1 pseudogene is annotated in these 3,183 nt (G+C 49.6%); it reads left to right on the top strand.

Going from position 1 to position 3,183, the window contains the following annotated elements:
• Nucleotides 1–3,183 (top strand): annotated as a pseudogene (locus REG_RS13510) (hypothetical protein); the annotation flags it as partial.

Raw genomic sequence — 3,183 nt, 5'->3', positions numbered from 1 at the left:
AATCCTAATAAATGAAAATTGGCTCGCGACGGATATCGAACGGGCGCAGAATGCACCCGGTATGCAAACCTTGTCTCTTGCAATTTCACTGCGTAGAGAGCATTCAACCCTCCAGCCGGATCAAGCATTAAAGATCGCCGCTCTGCTATTGGCGCCGATGATCATACAAGTGGGTGAAGCACAGGAGGTTGAAAATGCGCCTAACCCGCTACTACTGATTGATCCATTGCCTAAGCTCAATGTTCTACTGGCAGAGAGCAGCAGCACTGCCCCTACTGATCAACTTTTTAACCTGATCGGGATCGACACACTTTGTCAGCACAATGGCATGCAGCGACAATTGCGCCAATCGGCACGTGATACTTGGCAGGCATTGATGCAAACCACACAGTTCACTGAATTTGCCACCCCTCTGCTGAAAAGAATCGGCTGGTACGGGGGTGAGGCGAAAGAACGCCCTTCACCGAGGGTGACACAGGCACTGGTGGGCAAAGTCATCATTGAGCATTTTCTCGGTGCTACCGCGGGCACAGCACGTTCTATCATGCAGGAGTTCCGAGATAACCAGGTGACGGAATATACCCACGCCCAATTGTTTGATCGACTCAAAGCATCAATAACATTGCGTAACTCTGGTGTCTCAACGGCTACCCTGGATATGCTGCACTACCTGCTATGCCGTGAAATAGCACCCGAATTATTAATACGCAATGTGCCAAATTCCCTTTGCTATGGGCGCTCATTACAAAGTGTGGCCTTGCTGCACGGCGTAGCACTATTAGAGGCGATGACGCCGGGGGCCTCTCATGGGGCGAAATTTGACGACCTCATTACCTTGTCTGCCCAGCTCGCTAATTCCCAAGATCCACCAATTCAAAAATTATGGGCAGAAACGCAGGTCTATCCCGCATTACGCTATGCACAGGCGCACAACGCTATCACGCCAATCAATGATATTCACACGGCAACCAAGGCGCAGATCACCACGGCGGTGAATTATCTGCGCGATCAGCAAAATCAACATGCCAACGCCCTCAATAAATTGCAGAGCAAAGCGCCCGATCGCCGCGCGATAGCACAGCAACAACTCACCAATGCAGGGGTGGATCAACAGTATTGGTTTTTTGATCCACGACCTCATCATGAATATTTAAAGCGATGTCATGTGTTAGAAGCCGCGGAAGAGTCATGGGATGAAGGCAAAGCGAACTTCTTTACTAACTGGGGGGCAGGGCCACATGAGCGGGGTGGCTATATACCGCATGCGCCTGAAGCCTATCCTTCTTTGTTGGATCTGATGATGATGGGGGATCGTTATATAGAGGGTGTTCAGGATGTCCCTCATGCTTTTGACAGCGCTTTTACGCTTTTTTGTCAGACGATAACCCAAGCCGAAGCCGATATTATACAGCGGTTATTGTTAGAATTACCGGCCAGTGATCGAGCACTGCTGACAACGTCAACCTGTGAGTTGAGTCGGCTAAAATTTGCTGACCAGCAAGCCTATCAAGGCATCTTTATCCGCTGTCAATCTGGCGATCATCGTAGTGATTTTAAACAACATAACAGCGCTACTGAGGCTTATTTCGAAATTATTCCAGCAGCGGGTGTAGCGAGGAAAATCGAGCAACGTTTTGACTATAGTCATCATCACATAACAGATCAGCCAGATCCATTAGGTATTACTCTAGACAGGCTCTATGACGAGGAGGCAACGCGAAGACAGGCCGCGATCATCACTCCACTGCTCCCTTTTGATAGCAATGCCTATTTGCACGGCACGCCGGCGCCCTCGATGAAAGAAGTGCCCGATCCACGCAAAGCAACGCTACTCCCTGCTGCACCACTGCTTTTCACTGCCTCTGCCGATCAAACAGCTGCGATGAATACAATAGCGACTGCTGCTGCACAACATTTGTTGGCTGATCCCTTGGCGACAACGAAAAAAGCACATTCTGGTGAAACCCGATGGGAGCAGGTATTTGCATCAGAACGTGCCATTGTCGACTTTATGGCGCGTACCTTGCTCCCCTTCTTCGGTTGTATTACCGATCTGGCTCAGGGAAACCGTAGCGCGGGCGTGATCGGCGGCTGTGCGTTGGATATTGCTTTTTCCCTGATCCCACTGGGACAGTTCGTTGGCTCAACCGCGCGCATTATTTGGCGCGCGGGAGAAATGAGCCTCATTTCGCTAGGCGAAGCGATGAGTGACGCTACGGTTAAATTAATTAGCGGCTTGGCACAACAAAGCACGGTATTCGCCTTGCAGGATCTGCTCAAAGGCGGTAGATGGCTGCTGGTTGCGACATGGCGGAAATTATTGGATCAGGTTCCTATACTCACCACATTAACCAAGGCAAGTCGCCGTCTTATAGAAGAAGGCATTGTACTGAATGGCAGTTATTATCGTGCGCCACAAGGGTTAACAAGCGCCAAATTTCCCACAACTATTCTCGGCGATCTGGAACAGGAGCGCCATGTACTAACCCGCTCAACCAGCAAGGGTAGCGTTCATGCGGTTGATGCCCTCAACAATCTGCCCTACGGACCTTTATTGTCCTTACCCGGCTACGCCGGTGAGCACGCCACATTCTTTTATCCGCGGGAGATCAAACTAGTGCCAAATGTACATAACGGGGGTTTTATCACCGATATTGCATTAAACCAAACGGCTAGAATTGTCGATCGTGATAACCTAGGCATTGATTTTGGCGTTGGCAGCCACGTTTATCGCGCCACGCCACATCAATCCGTTTTGCACGATTTGGAACACAGGGTTTCACCAGAAGCCGAAAATTTGGCATCGGTTTCCTGCGGCCTACGAGTACGACGTAGCCTTGGTGAGCGGTGTTTAGAAAAAGAGCTTGAGTCATTCGATGATCCGCTAAAACTTCGCTATCAAGCACTGACCCACAAACGCTATCAGCACAGCCAAGCGGGCGAACAAACCGCAGGCCTGCTAGCCTTAGAGCGGCGCATTTATCGCTACGATCCGGCAGGAGAAAAACAGCTAGCATTAGCCGAAGAAGTAAACACATTATTAATTTATAAAAAGAACATATCGGGGCGAATCGAGTCAGAGCCTCTGTTTGGCAAACCTCATGCATTTGCCGATGAAATGCTAGATCAAAATACCTATGTGATAAAACTTGACGCTATTGTCAACAACATAGCGGATAAACG

Origin of the sequence: Candidatus Regiella insecticola LSR1 (assembly GCF_000143625.1) — a bacterium.
GTDB classification, from domain to species: domain Bacteria; phylum Pseudomonadota; class Gammaproteobacteria; order Enterobacterales; family Enterobacteriaceae; genus Regiella; species Regiella insecticola.
The sequence above is the reverse complement of the archived record's forward strand: the minus strand, read 5'-3'. Positions and strand labels throughout refer to the sequence as shown.